General features: G+C 63.1%; 28 protein-coding genes. 8 read left to right on the plus strand and 20 right to left on the minus strand.

Going from position 1 to position 26,524, the window contains the following annotated elements:
* Positions 1–27: 27 nt before the first annotated feature.
* The 4 genes from BLR85_RS02865 (at position 28) to BLR85_RS02880 (ending at position 4,284) form a co-directional block, all read left to right on the plus strand.
* Positions 28–1,638 (plus strand): cytochrome ubiquinol oxidase subunit I, encoded by a 1,611-nt coding sequence (locus tag BLR85_RS02865; RefSeq protein ID WP_093149032.1) that lies wholly within the window; start codon positions 28–30, stop codon positions 1,636–1,638.
* Positions 1,639–1,644: 6 nt separating this feature from the next.
* Entirely contained in the window at positions 1,645–2,808 is a 1,164-nt protein-coding gene (gene cydB / locus BLR85_RS02870) for a cytochrome d ubiquinol oxidase subunit II (RefSeq protein ID WP_093149036.1), read from the plus strand.
* A 15-nt stretch (positions 2,809–2,823) separates the two neighbouring features.
* Positions 2,824–2,934, plus strand: a complete 111-nt coding sequence (gene cydX / locus BLR85_RS02875) for a cytochrome bd-I oxidase subunit CydX (RefSeq protein WP_093149039.1) — start codon at positions 2,824–2,826, stop codon at positions 2,932–2,934.
* Between the two features lie 375 nt (positions 2,935–3,309).
* Complete coding sequence (locus BLR85_RS02880) at positions 3,310–4,284, plus strand: SLAC1 anion channel family protein (protein WP_212635008.1); 975 nt, start codon at positions 3,310–3,312, stop codon at positions 4,282–4,284.
* A 286-nt stretch (positions 4,285–4,570) separates the two neighbouring features.
* Here BLR85_RS02880 and BLR85_RS02885 read toward each other — a convergent pair whose 3' ends face one another.
* The 8 genes from BLR85_RS02885 to BLR85_RS02920 all read right to left on the minus strand — a co-directional run bounded on the left by BLR85_RS02885 (position 4,571) and on the right by BLR85_RS02920 (position 10,783).
* On the minus strand, positions 4,571–4,825 hold the full coding sequence (locus BLR85_RS02885; RefSeq protein ID WP_093149047.1) for a DUF1289 domain-containing protein: 255 nt from the start codon (positions 4,823–4,825) through the stop codon (positions 4,571–4,573).
* 78 nt (positions 4,826–4,903) lie between these two features.
* On the minus strand, positions 4,904–5,062 hold the full coding sequence (hemP, locus tag BLR85_RS02890) for a hemin uptake protein HemP (RefSeq protein ID WP_093149055.1): 159 nt from the start codon (positions 5,060–5,062) through the stop codon (positions 4,904–4,906).
* A gap of 164 nt (positions 5,063–5,226) precedes the next feature.
* Positions 5,227–5,964 (minus strand): proteasome-type protease, encoded by a 738-nt coding sequence (locus tag BLR85_RS02895; RefSeq protein ID WP_093149059.1) that lies wholly within the window; start codon positions 5,962–5,964, stop codon positions 5,227–5,229.
* Between the two features lie 119 nt (positions 5,965–6,083).
* Positions 6,084–6,887 carry a transglutaminase family protein gene (locus BLR85_RS02900; RefSeq protein ID WP_093149063.1) on the minus strand — a complete coding sequence of 268 codons (804 nt, stop codon included), beginning with the start codon at positions 6,885–6,887 and terminating at the stop codon, positions 6,084–6,086.
* 3 nt (positions 6,888–6,890) lie between these two features.
* The gene (locus BLR85_RS02905; protein ID WP_093149066.1) at positions 6,891–7,832 is read right to left on the minus strand and encodes an alpha-E domain-containing protein; all 942 of its coding nucleotides are present in this window, start codon (positions 7,830–7,832) and stop codon (positions 6,891–6,893) included.
* Positions 7,833–7,836: 4 nt separating this feature from the next.
* Positions 7,837–9,264, minus strand: coding sequence for a circularly permuted type 2 ATP-grasp protein (locus BLR85_RS02910; RefSeq protein ID WP_093149069.1), 1,428 nt, complete (start codon positions 9,262–9,264; stop codon positions 7,837–7,839).
* A gap of 137 nt (positions 9,265–9,401) precedes the next feature.
* A complete protein-coding gene (dtd, locus tag BLR85_RS02915) occupies positions 9,402–9,854 on the minus strand; it encodes a D-aminoacyl-tRNA deacylase (RefSeq protein WP_093149074.1) in 453 nt (150 codons plus the stop codon).
* Entirely contained in the window at positions 9,851–10,783 is a 933-nt protein-coding gene (locus tag BLR85_RS02920; RefSeq protein ID WP_093149079.1) for a carbohydrate kinase family protein, read from the minus strand. The genes dtd and BLR85_RS02920 overlap by 4 nt, the downstream gene beginning before the upstream one ends.
* Before the next feature lie 156 nt (positions 10,784–10,939).
* Between BLR85_RS02920 and BLR85_RS02925 the strand changes: the two genes are divergently transcribed.
* Positions 10,940–11,356, plus strand: a complete 417-nt coding sequence (locus tag BLR85_RS02925; protein ID WP_093149084.1) for an Hsp20/alpha crystallin family protein — start codon at positions 10,940–10,942, stop codon at positions 11,354–11,356.
* A 135-nt stretch (positions 11,357–11,491) separates the two neighbouring features.
* Here BLR85_RS02925 and BLR85_RS02930 read toward each other — a convergent pair whose 3' ends face one another.
* The 12 genes from BLR85_RS02930 to BLR85_RS02985 form a co-directional block, all read right to left on the minus strand.
* Positions 11,492–12,685, minus strand: a complete 1,194-nt coding sequence (locus tag BLR85_RS02930; protein ID WP_093149088.1) for a TFIIB-type zinc finger domain-containing protein — start codon at positions 12,683–12,685, stop codon at positions 11,492–11,494.
* 15 nt (positions 12,686–12,700) lie between these two features.
* Positions 12,701–13,855 carry an SPFH domain-containing protein gene (locus tag BLR85_RS02935; RefSeq protein ID WP_093149091.1) on the minus strand — a complete coding sequence of 385 codons (1,155 nt, stop codon included), beginning with the start codon at positions 13,853–13,855 and terminating at the stop codon, positions 12,701–12,703.
* Positions 13,856–13,884: 29 nt separating this feature from the next.
* Positions 13,885–14,811, minus strand: coding sequence for a DUF2927 domain-containing protein (locus tag BLR85_RS02940; protein ID WP_093149209.1), 927 nt, complete (start codon positions 14,809–14,811; stop codon positions 13,885–13,887).
* A 54-nt stretch (positions 14,812–14,865) separates the two neighbouring features.
* On the minus strand, positions 14,866–16,065 hold the full coding sequence (locus BLR85_RS02945; protein ID WP_093149095.1) for a toxic anion resistance protein: 1,200 nt from the start codon (positions 16,063–16,065) through the stop codon (positions 14,866–14,868).
* Between the two features lie 37 nt (positions 16,066–16,102).
* Positions 16,103–17,008 carry a 5-bromo-4-chloroindolyl phosphate hydrolysis family protein gene (locus BLR85_RS02950; RefSeq protein WP_093149100.1) on the minus strand — a complete coding sequence of 302 codons (906 nt, stop codon included), beginning with the start codon at positions 17,006–17,008 and terminating at the stop codon, positions 16,103–16,105.
* Positions 17,008–17,217 carry a hypothetical protein gene (locus BLR85_RS02955; protein WP_093149104.1) on the minus strand — a complete coding sequence of 70 codons (210 nt, stop codon included), beginning with the start codon at positions 17,215–17,217 and terminating at the stop codon, positions 17,008–17,010. The genes BLR85_RS02950 and BLR85_RS02955 overlap by 1 nt, the downstream gene beginning before the upstream one ends.
* A 176-nt stretch (positions 17,218–17,393) precedes the next feature.
* A complete protein-coding gene (locus BLR85_RS02960; RefSeq protein ID WP_093149108.1) occupies positions 17,394–18,689 on the minus strand; it encodes an OmpP1/FadL family transporter in 1,296 nt (431 codons plus the stop codon).
* Between the two features lie 206 nt (positions 18,690–18,895).
* Positions 18,896–19,753, minus strand: a complete 858-nt coding sequence (locus BLR85_RS02965) for a DMT family transporter (RefSeq protein ID WP_093149112.1) — start codon at positions 19,751–19,753, stop codon at positions 18,896–18,898.
* Positions 19,750–20,721: a glycosyltransferase family 8 protein gene (locus BLR85_RS02970; protein ID WP_170844436.1), complete on the minus strand. Its 972-nt coding sequence runs from the start codon at positions 20,719–20,721 to the stop codon at positions 19,750–19,752. Before BLR85_RS02970 ends, BLR85_RS02965 begins: the two co-directional genes overlap by 4 nt.
* 4 nt (positions 20,722–20,725) lie before the next feature.
* Positions 20,726–21,001, minus strand: a complete 276-nt coding sequence (locus BLR85_RS02975; RefSeq protein WP_093149121.1) for a putative quinol monooxygenase — start codon at positions 20,999–21,001, stop codon at positions 20,726–20,728.
* The gene (gene guaA, locus BLR85_RS02980; RefSeq protein ID WP_093149125.1) at positions 20,992–22,554 is read right to left on the minus strand and encodes a glutamine-hydrolyzing GMP synthase; all 1,563 of its coding nucleotides are present in this window, start codon (positions 22,552–22,554) and stop codon (positions 20,992–20,994) included. The genes BLR85_RS02975 and guaA overlap by 10 nt, the downstream gene beginning before the upstream one ends.
* Positions 22,555–22,679: 125 nt before the next feature.
* Positions 22,680–23,570, minus strand: coding sequence for a LysR family transcriptional regulator (locus tag BLR85_RS02985; RefSeq protein ID WP_170844437.1), 891 nt, complete (start codon positions 23,568–23,570; stop codon positions 22,680–22,682).
* A gap of 94 nt (positions 23,571–23,664) precedes the next feature.
* Between BLR85_RS02985 and BLR85_RS02990 the strand changes: the two genes are divergently transcribed.
* The 3 genes from BLR85_RS02990 to BLR85_RS28385 all read left to right on the plus strand — a co-directional run.
* Positions 23,665–24,633 carry an NAD(P)-dependent alcohol dehydrogenase gene (locus BLR85_RS02990; RefSeq protein WP_170844438.1) on the plus strand — a complete coding sequence of 323 codons (969 nt, stop codon included), beginning with the start codon at positions 23,665–23,667 and terminating at the stop codon, positions 24,631–24,633.
* A gap of 105 nt (positions 24,634–24,738) precedes the next feature.
* Positions 24,739–26,277, plus strand: a complete 1,539-nt coding sequence (locus BLR85_RS02995; protein ID WP_093149137.1) for a trimethylamine methyltransferase family protein — start codon at positions 24,739–24,741, stop codon at positions 26,275–26,277.
* 89 nt (positions 26,278–26,366) lie between these two features.
* Positions 26,367–26,524: transposase (locus BLR85_RS28385; protein ID WP_139188291.1), on the plus strand; the 158-nt coding region annotated here is incomplete at its 3' end.

A 26,524-nucleotide genomic window follows, 5' to 3' on the forward strand; every position in this document is an offset into this window, starting at 1 on the left:
GACGCTCGCTTGAAACGGAGGCACTTTATGGAAATCGATGTTGTGGAGTTGTCGCGCCTGCAATTCGCGATGACGGCCATGTATCACTTCCTCTTCGTACCGCTCACGCTCGGTCTGTCGATCATCGTGGCGATCATGGAGACGGTCTATGTGATGACGAACCGGCCCGTGTGGCGGCAGATGACGAAATTCTGGGGAACGCTCTTCGGGATCAACTTCGTTCTCGGGGTGGCCACGGGCATTACCATGGAATTCCAGTTCGGGATGAACTGGTCCTATTACAGCCATTACGTGGGCGATATCTTCGGCGCACCGCTGGCGATCGAAGGGCTCATGGGCTTCTTCATGGAGGCGACCTTCGTGGGTCTGTTCTTCTTCGGATGGGACAAGCTGAGCAAGCGCGGCCACATGGTGTTGACCTGGCTTGTGGCCATCGGCTCGAATTTCTCCGCGCTCTGGATCCTGATCGCCAATGGCTGGATGCAGAACCCGGTGGGCACCGAGTTCAACCCGGTTTCGTTGCGCATGGAGATGACCTCCTTCTTCGAAGTGGTCTTCAACGAGGTTGCACAGGCCAAGTTCGTGCACACCGTTTCGGCGGGCTATGTCACGGCCTCTGTCTTCGTTCTGGGCGTCTCCGCCTGGTACCTGCTCAATGACCGCCACGTAGCGCTTGCCCGCCGCTCCATTGCCATCGCGGCCGCCTTCGGCCTCGCCTCGGCGCTTTCAGTGGTCGTTTTGGGCGACGAGTCCGGCTACGCCGCCACCCACAGCCAGAAGATGAAGCTCGCCGCCATCGAGGGCATGTGGCACACGCAACCCGCGCCAGCTTCCTTCACCGCTGTCGGCTTCCCGGACATGGAGGCACGCGAGACGCATTACGCCATCCACATTCCCTGGATGATGGGCCTGATCGGCACGCGCAGCCTGACGCGGGAGATCCCCGGCATCGCCGAACTGGTCGAGAATGCGGAAGCGCGGATCAAGTCCGGGATTATCGCCTATGACGCGCTGGAGAAGATTCGCGCCGCTGGCGGGGAAGCGGATGAGGCCGTCACGGCGCAGTTCGAAGAGCATTCTGCCGATCTCGGCTTTGCCTTCCTGCTCAAGCGCTACGTGGACGATCCGCGCGAGGCGACAGAGAAGCAGATCGCGCTGGCCTCCAACGATACCGTGCCGACGGTCTGGCCGCTCTTCTGGGCCTTCCGGCTCATGGTGGCGCTCGGCTTCGGCTTCATCGGGGTGATGGCCTATTTCTTCTACCGCGCCAACTGGAGGGGCATGACCTTCCCGCGCCCGGCACTGCGGCTCGCGGTCTGGATGATCCCGGCGCCCTGGATCGCCGCCGAGTTGGGCTGGTTCGTGGCCGAGTTTGGCCGCCAGCCATGGACGGTGGACGGGGTGCTGCCGACGGTGATGTCGGTCAGCCATCTCAGCGTTGCCGATCTGGCGATCACGCTTGCGGGCTTCGTCACCTTTTACTCGGTGCTTTTCGTCATCGAGATGAGCCTGATGCTCAAATATATCCGCAAGGGCCCGTATTTGGACGTTCCCGAAACGGAACAATGGATGGCCAAGCACGAACATCGCCTGCGCACGCATGACGGAAACGTCCCCGGCGCCACGCCCGCGGAGTAACGAGACATGATCCTTCACGAACTTATTGATTTTGAAATCCTGCGGGTCATCTGGTGGCTGCTTCTTGGCGTGCTGCTGATCGGCTTCGCGCTGACCGACGGCTTCGACATGGGGGTGGGCGCGCTGCTGCCCTTCGTGGCGCGGACGGACCTCGAACGCCGGCAGGCGATCAACACCGTTGGACCTGTCTGGGAAGGCAACCAGGTCTGGTTCATCCTCGGCGGTGGCGCGATCTTCGCCGCCTGGCCGCCGCTCTACGCGGTCAGCTTCTCTGGCTTTTACCTCGCCATTTTCACCGTGCTCGCCGCGCTGATCTTGCGCCCGGTGGGGTTCAAGTACCGCTCCAAGCGTCCGTCGCAGAGCTGGCGGAGCGGCTGGGACTGGGCACTATTCGTTGGCGGCGCGGTGCCGGCGTTGATCTTCGGCGTGGCCGTCGGCAATGTGCTGGTGGGGGTGCCCTTCCACCTGACGCCGGAGCTGCTGTCGATGTATGACGGCCCGTTCTATGCCAAGTTCCTTGGCCTGCTGAACCCGTTCTCATTGCTGGCGGGCATCGTCTCACTCGCCATGCTGCTTCAGCACGGCGCGGCGTGGCTGGCGCTGAAATCCGATGGCATGGTGGAAACCCGCGCCCGGCGGATGGGGCCGATCTTCGGCTATGTCGCCGCCGCCGGCTTCGCGCTGGCCGGTGTGTGGCTTGCGGTCGGCATCGACGGCTACGCCTTCGTAGGCGCGGTTGTGACCGATGGTCCCTCCAACCCTCTACTCTCCGAGGTGACGCGGGGCGGAAGCTGGCTCGACGCCTATGGCGTGCGCCCGTGGATCGCCATCGCGCCGGTTCTTGGCTTCGCCGGCATCCTGATGGCTGCCAGGACGTTCGACGGGCATTCCGATGTCGCACCGCTGCTGTGGTCCAAGCTGGGCATCTTCGGGGTGATCTCGACGGTCGGGCTGACCATGTTCCCCTTCATCCTGCCCTCGGCGGTCGATCCGAACTCCTCGTTGACCGTCTGGGACAGCTCCTCTTCGCATCTGACCCTGTTCGTCATGCTGATCTGCACGCTGATCTTCATGCCGCTGATCCTCGCCTACACGGCTTGGGTCTACAAGGTGCTCTGGGGCAAGGTCACCCAGGATGAGATCGCCGACAATTCCGAAACCGTTTACTGAAGAGAGGTATCTGTCATGTGGTATTTCGCGTGGATTCTCGGCCTCCCACTCGCCGCGCTGGTTGCCGTTCTCAACGCCATGTGGGTTGAAATGCAGGAGGACCGGGCACTGGCCGACGAGAATTGAACTACCCGCACTCCACGTGTTCCCTGTGCTGGAGTGTCGACAGGCCGGGGCTGCAACAGCCCCGGCTTTTTACACAGGCTGTTTCCGGCCTGTAGCCGGCCAACAACTGGCCATGCGCATTCCAGAGCAAGACAGCCTTGGTGCCGCCCTTGTTTGGAGCATGGTGGACGTCGCGGCGATCACGATCATTCTCCATGTCTACCTTCTGTTCTGCAAACCAGCGGCCGGGGGGGCGCAAGTTTTCCTGCGCGCCGCAGTCGATGCCCCGTGGCGCGGTCGATAAGGTCGCGCTAGCACGGATTCCGCTTGCGGGACGCGCAGGTTTGATCATCCTTTCCTATATAAAAGATGCGCTGAATTTCGGAGCACATGACGATGACTGATACAGCCCCCCACAACGAACCGAAGCTGGCCCATTTTCCTGTCACCTTCTTTGCTGCGGTGATGGGCATGGCAGGCCTGACACTCGCCACCCATATCGCCGAGGTGAGCTGGGGAGTGCCGGCGGTACTCTCCGTGCTGTTGTTGCTGGTGACGATCGGAATATTCGTCATGATCTTCACCTTTTTCGCTCTCAAATGGCGGCGACATCGGGCTCACTTCCTCGCCGAATGGAACCATCCGGTGAAAAAGGCGTTCTTTCCCGCGATCTCGATCTCGCTACTGCTGATTGCCACCGCGCTCACCCCGCATTCCGCCGGGCTTGCGCGTGTCGTCTGGCTGGTCGGGGCCGCCCTGCAAGCGGGCCTGACACTTGCCGTCATTTCCGGCTGGATCGGGCATAATCCTTTTCAACAACTACATATCTCTCCGGCCTGGTTCATTCCCGCGGTGGGCAATGTCGTCGCTCCGATCGCTGGTGTTTCCCTTGGCTTCGTCGAACTGTCCTGGCTCTTCTTTTCGGCCGGGCTGGTGTTCTGGTTTGTCCTGTTGGTGCTGGTCATGAACCGGCTGATCTTTCACGATCCGTTAACGCGCAGGCTCCTGCCGACACTGGCAATCCTGATCGCGCCGCCCGCGGTCGGCTTTCTCGCCTGGATCAATCTCAACGGCGGACAAGCCGACGCGTTCGCCAGGATCCTGTTGAATGCCGCCTTTGTCTTCGCCGCCATCGTCGCCGTGCAGGCCCCGAAAATCCGAACCAGCCCCTTCGCGCTCAGCTGGTGGGCGCTGAGCTTTCCCATGGCGGCGCTGACAGTCGCGACCTTCCGCTTTGCAGCTATCACGGGCTCTGGATTCCACGCGGCTCTTGCGGCGGTATTCTACGCGGGCCTTCTGATCATCATGATCACGCTTGTCGCGCGGACGCTGAAGGCTATCCGGGCGGCCGAGATCTGCGTTCCGGATTAATTTCGGCAACAGAATGCGGCGCTCTGCGCGCGGGAACGATCCTGCGGACCGTGCCTCCGGCAGGGGTATATTCGCCAGGAAGAAGTTCAGTATCTCCGTCTGTTTTCTTCTGACCGGAAATATCCCGGGGGAGCGCTCCAAAGAGCGCGGGGGGCAGAGCCCCCGAACCGACCGTGACATCGGGCAGGGCGATTTGCCTTTGTGCGCGTAGGGCTGAGGCGGCCCCGGAAACTTTTATGTGGATTGCATCCGGGAAGATATCCATGTCGGCACTTTCTCGGTATGGCTACGCTCGGGAACCTTCCTGCGCTTGGTTTTCAGCGCGGGCGAGTTTCAGCCGATAGGCCTCCTGCCAAGGTTCATAGCGCCCCATGAGCGCTTGTTGCGCGCGGATCATGTCGACGAATTCCGCGCGTTGCGCATCGCTCTTCAACCCCGCGAAAAGGCGTTTCTGGGCTTGTGTCATGGAGCATCCAACGCAGTGGCCGCGACGGGTGTATTTGCAGGTATCGATGCAGGGCGAGGGAGAGATCTTGCTCATGGGCGACGGGTCGTGGTTTCCTTGTAGACCCCCTGGCACCGACGAAGATCGAGCGGGAGTTTCTCTCCCGTCCTGTCATCATTTCGTGAGGATCAGCTTACCAGCCTTGGTGATTCTGAGCGTATAGACTTTCTCATCTAATACAATTTGTGCCAAACCGTCCGAACCGGTCATGCTGCGGGCATCGTAGCTGGGGCGGTTGGCCGGCATGGTTTCGGCCAGGGAGATTTCTTTCATCAATGTCATTTCAGGGCTCCATCCAGATCCGGTGGAGAGATCCCTTGCCGGGCAAGCGGGCGGGCCGCGACGGGCTAAGCCGGGTGTCTCTGTTCACAAGACTTAACCTGCTAAAATGATCAGGTATGTAAAGCCCGATTTTTCCGAGATCGCCCGGGCGCGCTTCATTCCTTCATTTCATAGGGCGGAATTCGTTTAAAGGCTTCGCGCAAGGCCTCTCCCCAACCGTCTGAAACCGCGTGGTAATAGGCGTCGTCCAGTTCGATCCGGTTCCGATAGCCGATTTCGTGGCTGTCCTTTTCATAGACCTGCAGGTCAAAGGGCAGTCCGACAGAAAGATTTGCCTTGAGCGTGGAATCGAAGCTGACCAGCAGAAGCTTGATCGCTTCGGCGAAGGTCATCTTCGGATCGAAGCCGCGCAACAGGATCGGACGGCCATATTTCGTCTCTCCGATCTGCAGGAAGGGTGTGTCTTCGCTGGCTTCGATGAAATTTCCCTCGGGATAGATCAGGAACAGCCGCATCGGGCCCGGTGCAATCTGCCCGCCGAGGATCATCGTGGCGCTGAAGGTGGCGTCGGCTTTCTGGCCTTCGCCGGACTGGGTTTCGATGATCTCGCGCAGCGTATTGCCGACAAGCTGCGCGACCCGGAACATGGAGGGCTGTTCGAGAATCGACGGGTTTCGATCACTTTCGGCCTTGCTGCGCTCTTCCAGCAGCGAAACCACCGACTGGGTGGTGGCAAGATTTCCCGCCGTCATCAGGGTGATGAACCGCTCGCCGGGCACGCACCAGCTCTGCATCTTGCGATAGGTCGAGATATTGTCGACGCCCGCGTTGGTGCGCGTGTCGGACATGAAGACAAGGCCGCTATCCAGGAGCAGGCCGACGCAATAGGTCATGGAGCGATTCTCGCAGCTAGGAACGAAAAGATGTTCCGTCCCTGCTCCTACAGGCGAAACCACGCCGGATCACCTGGAGTTTTCGTCAAATCGCACAATTCGTCATCGGTGTTACAGGGCTACTGCTGAACCTGGATACTCACGGCGAGGGCCGCGCCGGCGCTATCTCCGAAATGCAGGCCCGAGATCGGCGCGGCCTCGCCATAGTCGCGTCCGGTGGCGATGCGCACGTAACGCTCGTCGGGGCAAATCTCGTTGGGCACGTCGAAACCGACCCAGCCGAGATTGTCGATATGCACCTCGGCCCAGGCGTGGCTTGCCTCCTGTTGCTCGCGATCGTCCATCATCAAGTAGCCCGACACGTAGCGCGCCGCATAGCCGAGCTGGCGGGCGGCGGCGATGAAGATATGGGCGTGGTCCTGGCAGACCCCCTTGCCGGCGGCGAGCGCCTCCTCGGCGGTGGTGGCCGTGCCGGTCTGGCCGGTCTCGTATTTGACGGCGTCCATCACGCGGGCCGAGAGCAGGTGGCACCGTTCGATCGGGTTTTCGGTTTCGTTGGTCAGCCCCTTTACCAGCGAGCGGATCCCCATGCCTTGATGGGTCAGCACGGTGGGCCGGCGGAACAGCCAGAGCGGCGCGAAACCGACCTGCTGGCCAGACACGCCATTGGTGTCCCGGGTCTCGACCTCACCGGAGCATTCCACGACGATGTCGTGCCCATCCCCCTCGTAGGACATGAGCGTCACCGTGTTGGCGTTCTGGTCCTCGAAACTGAGTTCCTGCTTGCCGCCCTCGATCCGGATATTCCAGTCCAGAACCTTCTGGCCCGGGCGATCCTTGGGCGTCAGGCGGATTTGCTGCAGCGCATAGGTTACGGGTGTCGAGTAGCTGTAGGTGGTTCTGTGTTTGATCTGCAGGCGCATGTCTTACTCGTAGAATCGGTAATCGGTTTCGATCATGGCGCTGAGTTCGGAGATGTCCGCCAGAACGTCGAGGATGAATTCATGCAGCCCTTCGTCGAATATCTCGTCGATTTTCGCGTCTGCGAGCAATGTAACCATCGCCTCCACCTTTTCCTGTGAAGGATTGCGCGTTGCGTACTCCTTTTCAAGATATCGCAGGTTCGAAGCGACCTTGTCGATGCAGAAGGAAAGCGAACGCGGCATCCGGTGGTCCAGAATGAGAAATTCGGCAATTCCGAGCGCCGATATGTCCGGTCCGTTCAACCAGCGATAGGAGCTATGGGCGCCGACCGATCGCAGGATGTTCTCCCATTGGACGTTGTCGAGGGCCGAGCCGATATGGCTGATCGAGGGCAGCAGCACGTAGTATTTCACATCCAGGATGCGCGCGGTGGCGTCGGCGCGCTCCATGAAGGTGCCGATGCGGCAGAAATTGAAGATATCGTTTCGCAGCATCGTGCCATGGGTGGCGCCGCGCACGAGCGCATTCTGCTGACGGATGATCGAGAGGACCGCAGGCAGGTCGCGGTCGCGTACCTTGTGGCCAAGCGCGCCCTTCAGGGTCATCCAGCAATCATTCGTGACTTCCCAGACTTCGCGCGACAAGGCGGTGCGCACGAGGCGCGCATTGTTGCGTGCGTGCTCGATGCAACTCATCACCGAGGAAGGGTTGTTGCAGTCGCGCAGCAGGAAATCCACCACCGCCGATTGCTCGAAGGATTGGTGGCGTTCCAGATAAGCCGTGCGCACGCCCGCCGCGTCGAGCACGGCCGCCCATTCGTCGGCTGCCGTGGTGGGGCGGGTCAGCGCATTGCGAAACCCGGTTTCAATGAGCCGCGACATGGTCTCGCAGCGTTCGAGATAGCGGAACATCCAGGTGAGCCCGCCGGCGGTCTTTCCCAGCATGTTCTTATTCCTCCAGCACCCAGGTGTCCTTGGTGCCTCCACCTTGGGACGAGTTCACCACCAGGGATCCTTCCTTGAGTGCAACCCGTGTCAGCCCGCCCGGTGTCAGGTCGATCCCCTTCGGCGAGACCAGCACGAAGGGACGCAGGTCCACATGGCGCGGCGCAAGCCCCGCCTTGGTCAGGATCGGCACCGTCGAGAGGGCCAGCGTCGGCTGGGCGATATAATTGCCGGGTTTCGCGGTCAGCTTCTCACGGAAAGCCGCGATCTCCTTCTTGCTTGCCGCGGGACCCACCAGCATGCCGTAGCCGCCCGAGCCGTGGACTTCCTTGACGACCACTTCGGAGAGATGGTCGAGCACATAGGCAAGGCTGTCAGGCTCCGAGCAGCGCCATGTCGGCACGTTTTTCAGGATCGCCTTCTCGCCAGTATAGAACTCGACGATATCGGGCATGTAGGAATAGATCGCCTTGTCATCGGCGATGCCGGTTCCGGGTGCGTTGGCGATGGTGATGCCACCCGCGCGGTAGACATCCATGATTCCGGGCACGCCCAGCACCGAGTCCGGCCGGAAATTCAGCGGGTCGAGAAAATCGTCATCCACCCGGCGATAGAGCACGTCAATCGCCTTGTAGCCCTGGGTCGTGCGCATGGCGATACGGCCATCGACAACACGCAGGTCGGAGCCTTCGACCAGCTCGGCACCCATATTGTCTGCGAGGAAGGAATGCTCGAAATAGGCGGAGTTGTGGATGCCCGGCGTCAGAACGGCCACCACCGGTTTGCCAGTGCAAGCCGGCGGAGCGCAGGCCGAGAGAGAGCGCGAGAGCCGGGTGGGGTAATCCTGCACCGACTGCACGCTGATCTTGCTGAACAGTTCCGGGAACATCTGCAGCATCGTCTCGCGGTTCTCCAGCATGTAGGAGACGCCGGAGGGCGTGCGGGCATTGTCCTCGAGCACGAAGAACTCATCCTCGCCGGTGCGCACCAGGTCCGTGCCGACGATATGGGTATAGACGCCGCCGGGCGGCTGCACGCCGATCATTTGCGGCAGGAAGGCGACGTTATTGGCGATCAGCTCGACGGGGATGCGGCCGGCGCGGATGATTTCCTGCCGGTGATAGATGTCGTGCAGGAAGGCGTTGATGGCGCGTACGCGCTGGTCGATGCCGCGTTTCAGCCGAGACCATTCTCGCGAAGAGATTATTCGGGGAACGATGTCGAAGGGAATCAACCGTTCGTCCGCCTCGGCCTCGCCATAGACATTGAAGGTGATGCCCGTTCGGCGGAAAAACATCTCCGCTTCGGAGGATTTCTTGCGCAACCGCTGCAAATCCTCGCTTTTGAACCATGCGTTATAGTCACGATAGGGCGGCCGGGGATCCGAGCCATGCCCGTTCAACTCGTCGAAAAATTTAGCGTTCTTGCTCATGAGTACAGTCTTGCAAGGCCCCTTCGCTGGGTGCAACAGAGCTATGCAGTTGACGAGACAAAATCGCGCGGAAACTGTCCTTGCACAGTGCAATATTCCCGAATTTCTGCACATGCCCTGTGCAATGTGCCTAAGATTCAGGCAGAAGCCGGGAGAATCTCGAGGGATATCGTCACCGGACCGTCATTGAGCAGCTCGACCTTCATGTCGGCGCCGAAACGGCCCGTCTCTACCCTTGGTCCGAGCTGGGCCAGATACGCGGCAAAATACTCGTAAAGACGGTTGCCATCTTCCGGGGCCGCAGCCTCGGAGAATCCGGGCCGGTTGCCGCGCGAGGTGTCGGCGGCCAGCGTGAACTGGCTGACGACGAGCGCCTCCCCGCCGGTGTCGAGCAGGGAGCGGTTCATCTTGCCGGCATCGTCTTCGAAGATGCGCAGCTTGGAGAGTTTCGTGGCCAGTTTCTCGGCCTCTGCCTCGCTGTCGCCGCGCATCGCGCAGACGAGTGCCAGCACACCGGGGCCGATCTGGCCGATGATCTCGCCATCGACCGTGACCGAGGCGCGCGCGACCCGTTGGATCAGCGCTTTCACAGGTCGAGTTCCTCGGCCCAGGGCGGGTTGGCGCCCGCGCGGCTGACCGTCACCGCCGCGGCCCGGTTGCCGAGGCTGAGGGCGGCGGAAATTTCCGCATCCGTCAGGGTGGCGATCGCCGGTTTGGTGAGCTTTCCGGCCCGGTCGAGCCCGGCGAGGAAGCCAGCATTGAAGGTGTCGCCCGCGCCGACCGTGTCGACAACCTCGACCATTTCCGAGCGGACGCTCACCTCGCGGTCCGCCAGGTAGGCCGTCACGCCATCCTTGCCCTTGGTCACGCAGATGATTTTCGGGCCCTTGGCCAGAAGCGCGCCCGCCAGCGTGGCCAGATCGCCGTCGCCGGCAATCCATTCGAGATCCTCGTCGGAGACCTTCACGATATCCGCGACGCCGATCATCCGGTCGAGCCGGGCGCGGTAGCGGGCCTCGTCCTTGATGAAACCGGGGCGGATATTCGGGTCGATCATCACCAGCCTGTTTGCCGCCTCGCGCAGCGCCAGCGCCTCGTAGGTGGCGCCGCAGGGTTCGACGGGCAGGGAAATGCCTCCGAAGAAAAGCGCATCCACGCCGTCGAGCGCTTCCGGCGCGGGCAGGTCCGCTTCGGCCAGCTGCCGCCCGGCGGTGTTCTCGTCATAGAAGGCGTATTTGGCGTGGCCGTCGGTCAGTTCGACAAAGGCGAGCGTGGTGGGCCGTTCCGAGCGGTCGCAGAGCGTGGCGTCCACCTTGGAGGCAGCGAGGCTTTCCATGAGTTTTGCGCCGAAGAGGTCGGTGGAGATGCCCGAGAAGAATTTCACCTCCCGGCCGAGCCGGCCGAGCGCGATCGCAGTATTGAACACCGCGCCACCCGAGACCGGGGCAAAGGCGTGTTCATCACGGGTGGACATGCGCGGAAGCATGTCGATCAGGGCTTCGCCTGCGCACAGGATCATCTGCTCTCTCCTTGGGCAAAAACGCATTACGATGTTCCTAGAGCGGGATGGCGGGAAGGTCCATCACTCCTCGTGTCGCGGGACCAGATCAAGGCGGGACGGGGCCGAAAATGATAGGATTGCGGCGTTGGAAATTTCGGTCGGAGGAGGACGAAAATGGTTGAAAAATCCCACACCAGCGGTTTCTGGCCACATCTGTACGAACCTCTGCGCGGACTGGGCGAACGGCTTTCCGAATGGGTTGCGCCGGCCGCGGAGGCTTCGGGAGACAGCAATGTCTACCGGATCACCGTGGAGCTTCCCGGCGTGGCCGAGGACGACATCCAGCTGTCGATCGATGACGGCGTTGTCACGCTGACAGGAGAGAAGAAGATCGAGCGCGAAGAGAAGGGCGAGACCTGGTTTTTCAGCGAGCGGCAATACGGATCGTTCAGCCGGTCCTTCCGGCTGCCACCGGATGCCGATGAAGACAAGGTGGATGCAGCGCTCAATGATGGCGTGCTGACGATCCTGTTGCCACGGCGGTCGCCTGCGGAAGCGCCGACGCGGCGGGTCAGTATCCGGCGCGGATGAAACTGTCCGGTTGCGTGCCGCTTGCCGGAAGGGAACATCGATCGAGCGGAGGCGCTCCGGACCGGGGGCAGTTGGGGGGCGCTGCCCCCCGCGCTCTTGCGAGCGCTCCCCCCGGAATATTTGAAGAAAGAGGAATTACTGCATCTGGTTGAGATAGAGGAAGCCGCCGATCAGAAGGGCGACCAGGAACGCCGCGAAGGCGATCTTCCACGCTGACCAGGGCCGTTCGCCCTTGACCTCGCCGGTGCGCGCATTGACCACGAAGCGGTAGGATTTTCCGCGGAACTTGTAGGCAGCCATCCAGATCGGCAACAGGATGTGCTTGAAGGTCACCTCGGAGACGGCGGTGTCCACGGTGGAGATACGTTGATGGTCGCCGCCGATATCGCGGCGGATATCGGTGGCGATCACCGCGTCCATCTTCTGCCGAGCGATGGTGAAGCCGCCCTCCAGTTCGACCGAGTAGCCTTCGGCGGCGTAACCCGCGAGGTATCTCGGCTCGTAGGGGACCAACTCGCCGAGATCCCAGGGCTCCAACGCGTCGGTGTAGTCACGCGGCAGGCTGTCGGAGGCGAGCACCAGCACGTCGTCAAACTGGCGCGCGACGCGGCCGGAGACGCGGGTCCAGCGGGTCTTGCGGACACGTTCGGTGCGCCGTTCGCCATCCACGACACGGGTGTGGGTGGTGTAGTAGTCGTCGCCGCGCTGGCCGGAATAGCGGCTGCGCGTGTCGGCGTCATAGGTCCAGTAGGGGACGTAGATGCCGGTCATCTTGCGCCCCTTGCGGGCGTATTCCTTGAGCCCGTTCGGCGCGAACCAGAGCCGGCCGAGCCAGTCGCTCATCTTCTTGTGGGCGCTGCGTTCATCCAGCTTGAAGGGGAGCAGCGCCTGCGGCTTGAGTTGGCGGTGGCTGCCGGTATCGGTGACGATGGGCGAGGCGCAGAAAGGGCATTCCTTGGCCTGCTCCATCTGGCTCATCTCGATATCAGCGCCGCAGCTGTCGCAATGGGCGGAGCGGATCTCGACGATTTCGTCACTGGGCACCTGGTTGCGCTGCGCGGCCTCGTAATCGAGCTCGCGCAGCGCATTGCCCCATTGGTCGCGCCCAACTGCGGAGACATGCTCGACATGCCCGCAATGGTCGCACATCAGGTCGCCCTTGTCGGCGGAGAAGCGCAGATCCGAGCCGCAAGCCGGGCAGGGGAAGCGGTGCTTTTCCGAGACGGCCTTGTCCTGGGTGCTGAATTCCTCGGGGAAATCCTGTTCCGGCGGGGCTGGCGGCGCGTTTTTTGCGCCGCGCGTGCGCGGGATCTTGGGGATGTCGCTCATCGGTTGGCTCCGCGGTTACACGCCGGGGGGCGGCGGCGGGGGCAGGATGGTGAAGAGCTGGGCCAGTTCCTGAACATCGCCCGCCTTCATCCAGCCATCCTGGCCCGGGGTCCAGACATGCGTGTCGCGGGTCAGCTCGCCGCTGGCGGCCTGGCGCCCCATATCGGCCTTGGAGAAGGGGCCGGAGGTCTGGCCGTCCCTGGCGATGTGCCAGACATGTTCGACGGGGGGCGGTGGCGGAGGCGCAGGCTGGGCGGCGGCTGGAGCGGGCTGGGCCTGTTGCGGGGTCGCGCCCCAGGGGCCGGCCTGGTAGCCCTGCGGGTTGGCCATCTGGTTGGCCATCGCCATGCCCATTCCCATGCCGAGCCCCGCGCCCATGCCGCCACCACCGGCGGGGTTCTGGGCCGCAGCTGTCATTGCCTCGGCGGCGGAATACTGGGTGAACTTGCCGAGATCACCCGCGAGACCCATCGAGGTCCGTTTGTCCAGTGCGGCTTCAACTGCGGGCGGCAAGGAGATGTTTTCAATGTAGAATTCCGGCATGGTCAGGCCGTACTCGGCGAGCACTCCGGAGACGGTCGTGGCAATCAGCTTGCCCATGTCGGCGGTGTTCGCGGCCATGTCCAGAACCGGGATGCCGGAGGCGGCCATCACGCGGGAGCTTTCCTGCACGATGATGTTGCGGATCTGGAAGGTGATCTCGTCGGTGGTGAACTCGCCATCGGTGCCGACGATCTCGGTCATGAATTTCGCCGGGTCCGTGACCTTGATCGTGTAGGTGCCAAACGCCCGGATGCGGGTGGGGCCGAATTCCGGGTCGCGCAGCATGACCGGATTCTTGGTGCCCCATTTGAGGTCCGTGAAACGGTTGGTGTTGACGAAATAGATCTCGCTCTTGAAGGGCGACTGGAAGCCGTGATCCCAGTGCTGCAGCGAGGTCATGATCGGCATGTTGTTGGTCTCGAGCATGTAGAGACCGGGGGTGAACACGTCGGCCATCTGGCCTTCGTGGATGAAGACCGCCGACTGGCCCTCGCGCACGGTCAGCTTGGCGCCGTACTTGATCTCGTGGCCTTCGCGCTCGAAGCGCCAGACCAGCGTGTCGCGGGTGTCGTCGGTCCAGTGGATGACGTCGATGAACTGGCCGGAAAGAAAATCGAGGATACCCATTTGGTCGGCACTCCCATGTCTGAAACTGTCTAACTTTCGCCGCCCATCAGCTCGCGCGCAACCTCGTTCACGATGGGGCGGGCAGCGGTGGCGTCCATGCCGGCCTGCAACCGGCGGTCATAGAGGATGCGGAGGAGAAGCTCGTCATGCGTGGTCAACAGGGCGAATTCCTCGTCGTCGTTGAAGATCGAGGGGCGGGCGTCGGGGCTGTCATTGGCAAGGCCAAGCCCCTGAGCCAGCTCCTCGTGAATGCACGAAAGCCGCAAAAGATCCGGATGTTCGGCCCGGATCACGGCCACGGCGCGCGTATAGGACGGGTCGTCGCCCCGCGAGAAGGCGAAGACAAGGCAGAAGGTCTCGCGCGGCATGGTCTCGACGGTGCGAATGGCGGTGTCGCCGATGCCGGGAACCAGCTGTTCCAGGTAGGGGCCGTAATAACGCCGCTCGTCCTCGTGCAGGATCAGCACGTGGAAATTGCCGTTGGCCGAGGTGGTCGAGATCGGGTGGCCGGTCGCGTTGCGCAGGCGGCGGGCATAGGCGATGACGGAGTTGTTGTCCTGTATTTGCTGGTCTGGCGGCACGGTGGCACCGAAATGCACCTGCAGGCGCACGGGGCTTTCCCACCGGCGCAGGCGGCTGACCGTTTGCTGCGCGACAAGCTGGCCGCCACGGGAGACATATTCGTCGTAGAGCGCGATACGGACGAAATTGCTGGTCAGGTTATGGGCGGCAAAAGGCGTATCGGGCCCGCCGCCATCAGTGCGCAACAGTCCCTGGCCGAGCAAGTCTGCCTGAACCCGGGCATAGTGGCGCTCCAGGTCCAGCGAGGTTTGCGAGCGCTCGCTCGGCAGCGCGGGCAGGGCAGTTTCGGGCGCGGCGGGGGCGCCGGGTCCGGCGTCATAGACCGGCGCGGGCAGGTCGCAGGCAGACAGCGCCGCCAGCGCCGCCGCCAGCATGCCGGCCCTCGCGCCGATCCGCAAATTGAACCCTTCCCGCGCCCCGTCCACGGATCAGTTCGCCGGAACCGAGGTGGAGGTGGTATCTCCGAGCCCGGTCTTGCGGGCCTTGGCCGAGGCGAGCGTGTCGCGCAGCTCGTGTTCCATCTTGATCAGTTCTTCCTCGGCTGCGGCGCGCTTGGCCTTGCCCTCGTCGGCGATCTGCAGGCTTTCGTTGATCGTGGCGATCAGGTCCGCATTGGCCTGCTTCACCGCCTCGATATCGAAGACACCGCGTTCCATCTGTTCGCGGACCGTCTTGTTGGTCTCGCGCAGGTTCTTGGCATTGGCGGTGAGCAGCTCGTTGGTCAGGTCATTGGCGCTCTGCACGGCCTGCGCCGCATCGGCGGAGCGCTGGATGGTGATCGCCTGCGCCAGCTGCGTCTCCCAGAGCGGCACGGTGTTGACCAGCGTCGAGTTGATCTTGGTGACCAGCGACTTGTCGTTCTCCTGCACCAGCCGGATCGAGGGCAGGGATTGCATAGTGACCTGCCGTGTCAGCTTGAGGTCATGCACCCGGCGCTCGAGGTCGTCACGCGCGGCACGCAGGTCGCGCAGCTCTTGCGCCTTCATCACCTGCTCGCCTTCGGGCGCGGCCTGAACCTCGGATTCCTTGGCGGGAATGGTCTGCCCGTCCAAGTCGTCCAACTTGGCCTCGCCCGCCGAGATGTAGAGCGCCAGCTCGTCATAGAAAGCCAGCGTCTTGTCATAGAGCATGTCGAGCGACTTGATGTCTTTCAGCAGCGTATGCTCATGGCCGAGCAGGTCGTTGGTGATCTTGTCGATCTGGCCCTGCACATCCTCGTACTTGGCCATGAAACCGGCAATCGGCTCGGCCTTGCCCAGCAGCCTTTCCCACCAGCTCCGCTTGCGGTTCGGGTCCAGCTCGTCGACCGAGAAGCCACGAATGGTGCCGACGATGTCGCGCAGGCTGTCGCCCGCGGGACCGACATCCTTATTCTTCACATCGGCCAGCATGGCCTGCGAGATTTCCTGCAGCTCGGCCTGCGCGGTGGAGCCGAAGGAGACGATGGAATTGGTGTCTCCCATGTCTATCTCGGCCATCCGCTTGCGGATCTCGCCGCCAAGCATTTCGTCGGCTTCCGCCAGCGGCACGATATTGGCCGCCGGGGCGGGCTCGGGCAATTGCACTTCGGTAACTTCCTTCACCTGGGTTTCGACCTCGGTGGCCTTGGCCTGGATCTCTTGCGACATATCCTGTTTCCTCCTGAAATTCCCTGCAAACCTTGAGTCAATCCATCCTGACGCCTTCGCGCTTCAGCCGATCGCGCAGCACCTCGATTTCCACGTCGAGCGCGCTGCGGTCGGACTCCATCAACGTCTCGGTCTTGGCTGTGAAATTGCGTTCCAGATCGTCCAGAAGCGCGGTGTAACCCGCGCGCGCCTCCGGGTCGCGGCGGCGGGCATAGAGATCGGCGAACTTGACCGTCGCCTCGGCCGCTCCCTGTAGATAGACCACGAGGAACTTGCGCGCGGCGGTCAGGTCGCGCGGGTCCTCCTCGACCGTGCGGCACATGTGGCGCGCGGTGGCCTGGAAGGTCTCGACGCGGCGCTCAAGCTGGCGGTCGCCCGCGCGCAGAATGGCCGCGCCCATGCGGTCGAGTTGATCCTCCGCCTCGTCGACCACGCGGGCCACGCGATCCTGCTGGAACTGGTCCACGCCCTCCACGTTCTTGTCGGCCAGCGGGTCGAGCCCGAAGGCGGCCAGGTGCAGCACCAGCGCGATCACACCATAGACGAGCGGCTGAAACAGGCTGCTGTCATGGGGCGAAAAGGCGGCGAGAAAGACGCCGAGCCCGGCAAGGGCAGCGGCGATGATCTTGCGCGGCAGGGCCGGACGGCGGGCCACCTTGCGCTCCTCGAAAGCCGCCTCGGCCTTGAGACCTTCGGAGAGCGTGAACACGCCGAAGACCAGAACCGCGGCCGCGGCGAGATCCACCGCCATGCCGATGGCATCCTGTCCGAACGCGCGAAAGAGCAGCGGGACGGGGGCAAGATAGAGCAGGTTCACCCGCGCCGCGCCACGTTTGCGGGCGGCTGCGGAGGTTACCGTGCGCCCGGTCGGGGCGGGTCCGGTTTGCGGGTTGGCGCCGGAGTTGCCGTCGGGGGAGAATTTTCCGCCATAACGTTGTGCCATTACGACGCTCCGATCATGCCGAGGGAGATGCCGAAGATCAGCACCCAGAGCAGGATGAAGGCAATCCGCGGGATCAGTCCGCTTTTCATCGGGCCCTGGTCAAAGGCCTTGCTCGCTGAGCCGGCCAGCGCCGCTCCCGCCAAAGTGATACCAACTACCAACGCCACCATGACAGCAACCGCCAGCATGACAGAAACAAGGATTCGCATGGGGTTGCCCCTTTCGCCTCACCTACTCAAGTCTATACGACATGGAGACGACACCGGCTAGCATCAAGACGTTGCGAGACGCGGAGATACGCCGAAGCCGCGCGGGCGGCTGTCGTCAAAAAGACCGAAGCCCCGCCACTGGGGACGGGGCTTCGCATTTTCCGGTATTGCAGGGATCAGAAATCGTAGCCGATCCGCAGGCCGACCGAAGTGCCCGAATTGCTTTCGAAAATGGCGCGGGTCGTGTCCGGCGTGCCGGTTTCGGCATTGGCATCGCCCAGCCAGGAATGGCGCACGCCGCCAGTGATCGTCATGTTGCCCATGTCATAGGAAGCACCGACCGCGACCGCCCAAAGGCCGGTCGTGGGGGCCAGCGGCGAGACCATGTCATCGCCCGCCGCCTCGTAGCTGACGGCTATGGAGGCGGCCCATTCCTCGGTGAACTTGCGCCCGATTCCGATGGCATAGGTCGTGGTGTCCTCGAGGTCGACCAGGCCGCTGCCGGTCACTTCCATGAAGTTCTTGGGATCGATGCGGAAGGCGCTCCAGTCCACCCAGCGGACCGAGCCGAAGAGCAGCGTGTCGGATGCGATGCCGGTGCGGAACTCAAGATTGACCGATTGCGGGGTCTTCACCTTGGTCGTCGACTCGCCGTCATATACGGGAACGGCAATCGGCGCGCCGGTCGACGGATCGACGCCGACCAGCACGGTCGGGCCGCTCTCGGTGGTCGCCATCTCGTGCTCGATTTCCGAGTTGTATGTCAAAGAGATGCGCGCGGCGATGGAGGGGATCTCGTAGGAGGCGCCGAGCACGTAACCGAGCGCCCAGTCTTCCTCGAGCTCGACCGAATAGCCACTCGCCGTGCCGGCCAGCTTGGAGACAACCGAGCTCGGATAGCCGGCCAGTGCCGCCTGGTAGGCCGCGGCCCTGGCGGCTTGCTCGGTCAGCCCGTAGGAGCGTCCGGACAGGGTGATGTCGCCGCTGGCCTTCTGCAGGCGCAAGCCACCATGGGCGCTCCAGTTGTCGTCGAACTTGTAGCGCAGGTAAAAGGTCGCCGAGGTGGTTTCTGCAAGCGCGCTGGTGCCGCCAAGCTCGGTGGTCATCGGGTCGCCCGAATAGGACACATCGGCCCCGTACGGGTTCTCGATGATGATCGCACCGGACCACTTCTCGGTGAATTTGAGCTTCAGCGCTGCGCCGAAACTGCTGAAATCGTTGCCGACATTGCTGTAGCCCGTGCCGCCAGGCACGTTCAGGGACGGATCGATCGCGCTGTAGGAATCAATGCCGACGCCAGTGCCGTCGAGATTGACGAAAGTCTTGGCAAAACCGAGCTCGGCATAATTGCCGTTTTCCCCGCCCGATTCAAACAAGGCCTGGATCGGTTGTCCGGTCCTGTCCAGGCCTCCGGCAACAGCTCCTCCGGCTGTGAGCGCAAAAAGCGACACAGTCGTCACCCATGTTTTCATGATGTTTCTTCCCTCGTGTTCGTTCAGTTGGCGGCGCGCCCGTACACGCCGCTGTCGTTTTGTGATTTGTGTCACGGATCCTATGAAGCGGTTTTCAAGCGGGTCAATTTTTACGCTAGGTCACGTGCACCAGAAGAGGATGTTGCGTCAATCGGAACACAAGTGACTTAACGTAACCTTACCGGCTGCGCGCGAAACCGAACGAATCAACGGCGTGGCCGGAGATTCAGCCAGTTTGCACAGAAGATTATCCCTGCTCCGAGAATCACCAGCGCATCGACCGACTCGTTGTAGAAAAGCAGCCCGATCAGAGCCAAGACCGGCAGCCGCAGGAAATCCATCGGCATCACGATAGAGGCCGGGGCGAGCGACAGGGCGGTCGATAGGCAGAAATGGGCCGACAGGCCGGTCAGCCCGATCAATGCCAGCCATGGCACCGCCTGCGCGGAGGGCAGGGCGATCTGACCGTCGATGCCGGCACAAAGAAATCCCATGACGGCCTGCATGACGGTGAGCCAGAACATGATGCAGGTGATGGTCGCGGTGCGGGTGAGCTTGCGGGTGAAGAGCGCGGAGCCGGCAAAGCCGATGGCCGAGGCGGCGGCGGCGATCATCGCCGGGGAGAGCCCGCCGATCTGCGGGCGCACCACCACGAGCACGCCGACAAAGCCGACAATCGCCGCGAATGCCCCGCGCTTGGTAAATGTTTCGCCAAGCACCAGCGGCGCCAGCAGCGCCACCCAGATCGGCGAGGTAAATTCCAGCGCGATCACCTGCGCCATTGGAATCAGCGCCAGCGCGAAGAACCACAGGTTCTGTCCGGTGAAATGAAAGACATTCCGTACCAGGTGCAGGCGCATGTTGCGCGTGTTGACCTGCCGGATGGCGCCGGTGGCCGTGCCGACGATCACCACGATCAGGAAGCTGACGATGGAGCGGTAGAAGAGGATCTCGAACGTGTCATGCTCGAACGAGACCGCCCGTCCGGCCACCGCCATCAGCGAAAAGGAGGAAATCGCCCCGGCCATCCAGAGGCCCGCGCGTAGTGGATGAGCTTCGGTCATGGCCAGAGCGCGCGCCCCAGAACGGCTTCGGTCGCGTCGCGTTCGGCCTGGAATTGCGCCCAGTAACGGGCGCGCAGGCGACGTTCCAGAGGCTTGGTCAGCATGTGGAGCTTGAAAGGCGGGCGTCGGCTCGACCACGGTTTTTCGAAGCCGGTATAATGGATTATGGCTGGATCTTCACGGCTCTGCCGGAAATGCGCGCGCAGCTCGGGCGAGACATAGGGGCGGTCCGTGCGCGGGTTGCCCCAGCCTGAGTTCCAGGTCGGGTCGAGCACGAAGGTCTCGTCGCGAAAGACCATGTTGAGCCAGTCCTGATCGCGCGATGTGTAGCGGGCAGTCGCTTCGATATCCATCATCCGAGCGTCAAGCCCCTTGGCCGTGATGGCATCGAGGTCGAGCAGCATCACGCCGGAATTGAAATAGCGGCGCATGGCGATCCCGTCGAGCTTCTCGCCACGCGCGAGGGTCTTCTCGCCGGCCTTGCGGGCTTCGGGCGAGCGGGAGCGTTCATATCGCTCCAAAATGGCTTGCACGCCCGGCGCGAGCGCGGCGCCGATGCAGTTGCCCTCAAGATCCGTTTTCCAGAGCGGTGTCAGGTCCCGTCGGGCGAGCGCGTCGCCGTCGAGATAGAGAACCCGTCCGGAATGGATCGACGGAAGCAAGAGCCGGGAGCGCGCCGCCAGCGGCAACCGCCCGCGCGGAAGGTGGCGCCACGGGGCGAGGTCCACCTGCCACACAGCGATCTGGGCGGCAGGAAAAGCATCGGAGAGTGCCGCGACATCCGGCGCGAGCCATTTGCTCTCGAAACTCGGGTGCAAAGTGAGCCGGACGGGTCCCGGGGTTCGGGCCAGCACGGAATGGATGGAGACCATCGAGCAGGGTGCGAAACCCTCGTCGAAGAAATAGACGAAATGCGGGTTGCCAAGCCCAACGCTCTTTTCGGAGGGCAACCTGGGATCGGTTGGCACGGGATCAGTCTTCCAGGAACTCGAGATTGCGCGGCAGGCCTTCGCTGATGCGCGCCCAGTCGGATGCGGCGGCGCGGACCTTGTGGGCTTCGAGGGCTTCGGCGTCGGTGTAGCACTCGCTGACATGGAAGCGGCCGGACACTGCGTTGTCTTCGGTCAGCTCGAATTTCTCGCAGCCGGGCTCCAGCAGGCTCAGGCGCTTATGCTCTTCGAATGCGGGCGCGACAACGGCGCGGCGGTCTTCCGGCACGTCGATATAGCCTGTGACTGTTATTCCCATTCGATGGTCCCCGGAGGTTTGGAGGTGATGTCATACGTGACGCGGTTGATTCCCGGCACTTCGTTGATGATCCGCGTGGCGGTTTCGCCGAGGAATTCATGGCTGAACGGGTAGTAATCGGCGGTCATGCCATCGACGCTCGTCACCGCGCGCAAGGCGCAGGCATAGTCATAGGTGCGCCCGTCGCCCATTACGCCGACGGTGCGGACCGGGAGGATGGCGACGAATGCCTGCCAGATCTCGTCATAGAGCCCGTGCTTGCGGATCTGGTCTATATAGACGGCATCGGCCTCGCGCAGGATGTCGAGCTTGGGCCGGGTGATCTCGCCGGGGCAGCGGATCGCGAGGCCAGGGCCGGGGAAGGGATGGCGGCCGATGAAGCTTTGCGGCAGGCCAAGCTCGCGTCCAAGCGCGCGGACCTCGTCCTTGAACAGCTCGCGCAACGGTTCGACCAGCTTCAGGCCCATCTTCTCGGGCAGTCCGCCGACATTGTGGTGCGACTTGATCGTGACCGAGGGGCCGCCGGAGAAGCTGACCGACTCGATCACGTCCGGGTAGAGCGTGCCTTGGGCGAGGAACTCTGCGCCCTCGATCGTGTCGGCATGTTTCTGGAACACGTCGATGAAGAGCTTGCCGATGATCTTGCGCTTGGTCTCCGGGTCGGACTGGCCGTCCAGCTCACCGAGGAAGAGGTCGCTCTCGTCGGCGTGGATGAGCTGGATATTATAGTTGTCGCGGAACATGGCCACGACCTCTTCGGACTCGTTCTTGCGCAGCAGGCCGTGATCGACGAAGACGCAGGTGAGCTGGTCGCCGATGGCCTCGTGCAGCAGGATCGCGGTGACGGAGCTGTCCACGCCGCCGGACAGGCCGCAGATGACCTTCTTGTCGCCGACTTGTTCGCGGATGCGCGCGATCGCTTCCTCGCGATAGGCGCCCATGGTCCAGTCGCCCTGAAAACCGGCCAGCTTCACGAAATTCTCGTAGAGTTTCGCGCCGTTGGGGGTGTGGTGGACTTCCGGGTGGAACTGCACGGCATAGAAATGACGTGAGGCATCGGCGGTGATGGCGAAGGGGGCGTTGGGCGAGGTGCCATAGACCTCGAAGCCCGGTGCGATCTCGCTCACATGGTCGCCATGGGACATCCAGACCTGCTCGCGCCCTTGCGTGAACCAGCCCTTGAGAATGTCGAGCTTGGCCTCTGTCGGGGTGACATAGGCGCGGCCGAACTCGGCTGTGCCATGGCCGCTTTCCACCTTTCCACCGAGTTGGTGCATCATCACTTGCTGGCCGTAGCAGATGCCGAGGATGGGCAGGCCCATCTCGAAGATTTCCTGCGGCGCGCGCGGCGAGCCGTCGCGGGTGACGCTGTCGGGGCCGCCCGAGAGGATCACGGCCCTGGGGGCCATCTCGCGGATGAACGCGGCGTCCACTTTCTGGTAGGGGTGGATCTCGCAATAGACATTCAACTCGCGCAGGCGACGGGCGATAAGCTGCGTTACCTGGCTTCCGAAGTCGATGATCAGGAGGCGGTCATGAATCTGGCTGGTCATGGCGCCTGAGTAGATTTCTCCGGGGCCGGACGCAAGGGTTCAGAGCGGGTTGGGGGGCTGTCTGCCCCCCGCCTGCCGGGGGCAGGCTTCCCCCGAGGATATTTCCGGTCAGAAGAAGGCGCCTTTCAAGTTTTGGAGAGCGTTTCGGCGAGAATGCCGAAGACGGTGCGGATGCGGCGGGAGGTGGCGAGGTCGCGATGGGCGACAAGCCAGATCGGGAAGGTGATGGGCGGTGCATCGGGCAGCACCCGCTGGACGGTCGGGTCGCTGTCGCCGAGCGCGGTGGGGACGATCCCGATGGCGAGGCCTTGCTTGACGAGCTGCCACTGGACGACGTGGTCGGCGGTGATGAGCGGGAAGTTGTCTGCTTCGAGTTCCAGCCCGACGCCGGCGAGTTGTTCGCGATAGCTCGGACCGTGATCCCAGCCGACGAACTGGGCCTGTTTGAGGGTTTCCGGCGTCATCGGGGAGGGGAGCGTGGCGAGGTATCCGGGGGTTGCGTAGAGGCGGGCGGTGTCGTCGCGGAGCTTACGGGCTATGAGGGCCGGGTCGTCGGGCCGGGCGTTGCGTATGGCGATATCGGCTTCACGGCGGCGCAGATCGGCGAGGTCGTTGGTTGCGCGGATCTCCACCCGGATGCCGGGATGGGCGCGACGGATGTGGGCGACGATGGGCGGGAGCAGGTAGGCGGCGTAGATATCGGAGGCGGTCAGGCAGATGTCGCCTTCGATCTGTTGCGACTGGCCGGCTGCGGCGAGGGAGACCCGTGTAGCGGCGTCTCCCATCCTGCGGACATGCTCCAGCAGCTCCAGCCCGGCCGGGGTGAGGGTGAGGCCGCGCCGGTTACGTTCGAACAGTGCCACGCCAAGCTCGTCCTCGAGTGCGGAAACCTGTCGCCCGAGCGTTGGCTGGGCCTGGCCGAGCGCGCGGGAGGCTGCCGAGAGGGAGCCCTCCTCGGCGGTGACGAGGAAGGCCCGGGCCCGGTTCCAGTCGAATTTCACAGAACGCCAATCCATGCAAATATGCATAACAGAGGCGCAAGTTTGGTCAATTCATTGCATGGCTTGAAAGCGCTAGTTTCCGGGCAACAGCAAAGGTGGAGCGAAGATGATGAAGGCGGCGGTATATCGGCGATATGGCGGGCCGGAAGTGGTCACGGTGGAAAAGGTGGCGCGGCCGGAGCCGGGTCCGGGAGAGGTTCTGGTGAAGGTCGAGGCGGCCGCGGTAACGAGCGCGGATTGGCGCTTGCGGGCTGCGGCCTTCCCATCCTTTACCGCGCTGCCGGGGCGGCTGATGTTCGGGATCTTCCGGCCACGCAAACCGGTTCTGGGTGGTGGTTTCGCCGGCCGGGTCGTTGCGCGCGGGCAAGGGAGCGAGCGTTTCGAGGTGGGGCAGGCGGTGGTCGGGTTCTCCGTGACCGGGGCCCACGCGGAATATGTCGCCATGCCGGAGGATGGCGCGATCCTGGAACGTCCGGAAGCGCTGTCGCCGGAAGAGGCGGCGAGTCTGCCTTTTGGCGGCCTGTCGGCGCTGGTTTTCCTGCGGGATTTCGCCCGGTTGCAGCCGGGAGAGCGCGTGCTGGTGGTCGGCGCCTCGGGCGGGGTCGGGGTCCATGCGGTGCAAATCGCCCGCGCACTCGGAGCAGAGGTCGATGTGGTCTGCCGCGCCGAACACGCCTCTCTGATGCGGGAACTGGGCGCAGGGCGGGTCTTTGACTATCGCCACGAGGACTTCGCGGAATCCGGGAAGAATTGGGATATTGTGATTGATTGCGTCGGAGCGAGTTCGCTCAAGGCCAGCCGCCGGGCCTTGTCGGCGCAGGGACGATTCGTGGCGCTGAACATGGACTGGACGGTGCTTTTCCAGGCCTTGACCAACTGGCTGCGGCGCGGGCCGAAAATGGTGACGGGGGTGAGCCTGGACAAGCGCGAGGATCTGGAGAGCTTGCTGGGCTGGGTTGGCGCAGGGAAATTGCGGCCGGTGGTCGAACAGGTTTTTCCGCTGGACGAGATCCGCGCGGCCCATACCGCGCTCGACTCGCGGCACCGCGCCGGCACGTTGGTGGTGACCATCGGTTAATGGCTCACAATGTCGCTTTCGCACCCGAGGTGCCGCAAAACGCGTCGGAATGGCGCAGCGCTCCGGGCTAAACCATCAGGGCGAAGACCGGACGAGGAGTGTGAGATGACGGAAGCGGCGACACGGAGGCGAGGACGCGGGGGCGGCGGTGCCGCACGGCGAGCCGAGCGCACGGCAATCAGGATCGAGTGTGCCCGTTTCATCGAGCGCAACATTCCCGACCTGGAGTTGCTGTCCGAAGAAGCGCTTCAGATCATCGAGCACAACGCCGAGACCGTGCTGGAAGAGATCGGCGTCGCCTTCGTCGAGAACCCTGCGGCGCTGGAGCGCTGGAAGGCGGCTGGTGCGGATGTCTCGGGCGAGCGCGTGCGCATTCCGCGGGGGCTGGCGCGCAAGCTGTGCGCGACGGCACCGGGCATGTTCACCCAACACGCCCGCAACCCGGACCGAGACGTGGAGATCGGTGGGCGCAGCCTCGTGCTGGCGCCTGTTTATGGTCCGCCCTTCGTGCGCGGTGCCGATGGCGGCCGGCGCTATGCGACCATCGAGGATTTCCGCAATTTCGTGAAGCTCGGCTACATGTCGAAATGGCTGCACCATTCGGGCGGCACGGTTTGCGAGCCGACCGATGTCGCGGTGAACAAGCGCCATCTCGATATGCTGCACGCGCATATGACACTGTCGGACAAGCCTTTCATGGGCTCGGTGACCGAGCCGAGTCGGGCGCGCGACTCGGTCGATATGTGCGAGATCCTGTTCGGTGGGCTGAACGGGCGCACGGTGATGACGTCTCTCATCAACATCAATTCGCCGCTCACCTTCGATTCCACGATGATGGGGGCGTTGGAAATCTATGCCGCGGCGAATCAGGCCTGCATCATTTCGCCCTTCATCGTCGGCGGTGCGATGGCGCCGGTTTCAGTGGCCGGCACACTGACGCAGGTTCTGGCCGAGGTGCTGGCGGGCGTCGCCTATTCGCAGCTTATCCGCGCCGGCGCGCCGGTGATCATGGGCGCTTTCGTCACCTCGATCGACATGAATTCCGGCGCGCCGACCTTTGGCACGCCGGAAGCGGCGCAAATCACCTATGGCGCCGGTCAGTTGGCGCGGCGTCTTGGCCTGCCATACCGCTCGGCGGGGGCATTCAACGGCTCCAAGCTGCCCGATGCGCAGGCCGCCTACGAATCGGCGAACTCGCTCAATACCGGGCTCCTGTCGGGCGTGAACTTCATGTTGCATGCCTGTGGCTGGCTGGAAGGCGGGTTGGTTTCCTCCTACGAGAAATTCGTGATGGATGCCGACCAGCTCGGCGTGTTGCACCGCTTGGCCGAGGGCGTGAAGATCGACGAGGAGGCGCAGGCGCTCGACGCGATTCGAGAGGTCGGGCCGGGCGGCCATTACCTCGGTTGCGGCCATACCCAGCGGAATTTCAAAGGCGCTTTCTGGCGGTCGGACCTGCTAGACTACAAGCCGTTCGAGACCTGGGAGGAGGAAGGCGCGCGCGACACGCAGGCGCTGGCCAGCGTCAGGGTCCGGAAATTGCTCGCAGATTACCAGGCGCCGGCCATGGACCCGGCCATTCGCGAAGCGCTGGACGCCTTCGTGGCCGAGCGGAAGGCCGCGGAGACGGATGCGTTCCTGTAGTCCGTTCTATTCCCCGGACCGTGGAGTGCCCCCAATGAAGTGGTCCACCAACTGGGATAGCTTTATCCCGTTTTCAGGAGGACCAAACGATGGCTGGAAAGCGAGACAAACCCGAGGAGATCGTGCTGAAGCTGCGGCAGGTTGAAGTGCTGCAAGGTCAGGGCAGCTCGGTTGCCGATGCCGTTCGCCAGATTGGCGTGACGCAGCAGACCTACTACCGATGGCGCAAGGAGTATGGCGGCATGAG

It is taken from the genome of Aliiruegeria lutimaris (assembly GCF_900099935.1).
Lineage (GTDB): Bacteria > Pseudomonadota > Alphaproteobacteria > Rhodobacterales > Rhodobacteraceae > Tropicimonas > Tropicimonas lutimaris.